The organism is Pseudovibrio sp. POLY-S9 (assembly GCF_001431305.1).
GTDB lineage: Bacteria > Pseudomonadota > Alphaproteobacteria > Rhizobiales > Stappiaceae > Pseudovibrio.
Window position 1 is genome coordinate 37,460 of sequence record NZ_LCWX01000204.1, and the last position, 1,888, is coordinate 39,347.

At 53.5% G+C, this 1,888-nt stretch carries 2 protein-coding genes; both read right to left on the minus strand.

Annotated elements, in window-relative coordinates; genetic code table 11:
* The coding region (locus PPL9_RS20895) for a DUF6371 domain-containing protein (RefSeq protein WP_057464503.1) at positions 1-1,652 on the minus strand (1,652 nt) is incomplete at its 3' end.
* A partial coding sequence (locus tag PPL9_RS20900; RefSeq protein ID WP_057464500.1) for a hypothetical protein occupies positions 1,645-1,888 on the minus strand: 244 nt, incomplete at its 5' end. The genes PPL9_RS20900 and PPL9_RS20895, both read right to left, overlap by 8 nt.

The window sequence follows — 1,888 nt, forward strand, 5'->3', positions numbered from 1 at the left end:
GGTTTGAGCTGCTCCCATTCTTGCCAGAACAGCTCTTCCGGCTGACGACCTACTTCATCAATCCGCTTGAGACGAACAGAAAGCGCCCGCTCGGCCAGATCAGCCCGCTCAGTCAGCGCAGGAATGCCATTAAGCAGCACAGGCCGCGCCCCTTGAAACCAATAGGCATCGCCATCCGTGTGCAGCTTGCGAGAGATAAACCCGCTGCCCGTCGCCATTCGGCAAATCGCATCAGAGAGCCAGCCTTCCATTTTCGAGACATTATCGAAATTAAGTACATGCCCGTTTTGTGCCATCACCATCAGGTCGCGTTCATCTTTGGGTAGTGAAGACGCAGACACCGCGCAGGGATCTGTAATAGACCGCAACAACCGCGCCATAGTGCTCTTGCCGCTGCCTTGCTCCCCACCAAGAGCAAGAACCGGATAGCTACGACTACGCCCCCACAACGACGCCACCATCCAGCCAAGAATGAGCTTGCAGTCTTCTTCCTCAGCATTGAGGAGATGATGCATCTCCTCAATGTGATGCCCTTTCTCAGGTACGGGCAATGGAGACATAGTCTGCTTGCGGATGAACTTGACCGGAGGATTGCTGATCACCTCCCAACCGTCTCGAGTGATACGGACAGCTTGCCAGCTCCCATCTGCCAGATCCAACCAGCTTTCCCCATCCTGCCAGCCAGTACGTATAAACGGCTCATGACAAGCCCCTTGCTCCAGAGCACGCACCTCAAATACCCGCAGTGCATCACCTAAGTTCTGCGTTGAAGGTGCAAGCCCGGTCTTTTCATAATACCGCCCCACCAACCAACGCTTGAAGCTTTGGCTCTCAACTGGCCAATGCTCATAGTGATCATTCACCAGCACAGTGGCAAAAGCGTCTTTCTGCGGAGAATGCCAAAGCTCCAGATCCTGCGCGACTGACAACAAACTCACACCGCGCGCACGCGGCTTAGCATCCGGCTCTTCCGCATCTTCTACCTGAGAAGGCAAGACGAAGGCTTCAGCTTGTTCTGGTGTCCATCCATCAGCCAACGCATCAGCAGCATCCCAGCCTTTGGAAACATCATCCGGCGGCACAAGAACCGTTACAGATGTAGCCCCTACCTTCTCAACACAACCCGCAACATCATCCGCATATTTCTTCCCAGCCTCATCCGCATCAGGCCAGATAAAAACATCAAGCCCTTTAAGCACAGACCAATCTGCTTTCTTAGCTGCGTTGGAGCCACCGGGAGAGCTGATACAAACATGTTTCAGTAGTAACTGCCTTGCAGCATCTGCAGCCTTCTCTCCCTCAACAATGACAACAGGCATATCCGAAGTTTTGGCGAGTAGGTCTAAACCATATAGAGGCCTTGGTTGAGGCCATGTCTCCCACCGCCATTTCATTTGCCCTGCGACTTGGAACAAGCACAATGGGCGATAGCTCTTCCCCGCCTCAACCTCATCAAACCGGTATACATACCCAAGCACTTCACCCGCTGCATCGCGATATGTCCAGCACTGCGAAGGAACCCCAAGCTTAGGATGAAAGGCATGTGGCTCCGGTGCCCCATCTGGCACCGGCATTACAATCACCTTTTGAGGTTGCTCCCGCTTCGGCTTTGATGTTTGGATTGGTTTAATTGGAGCAAACGGATTACTCATAAGCATCCACACCAATCATGTCCGCCAGATTACAAGCAGCTTGTTTTTGCGAGAGCGAAAACAGGTAGGCTCCAAGGCTGATAAAATCCCGCCCACCTTCACCAGTTGCAAAATCACACCACAGGCCTGAAGCAATGTTGATCTTGAAGGAACCAGCCCGCCGATCCATCCGGCGCGGGTTCTTCACGGTATACTCACAGCCACAAAGCCGCCCACCTGGGAGCCACTGCCTGCAG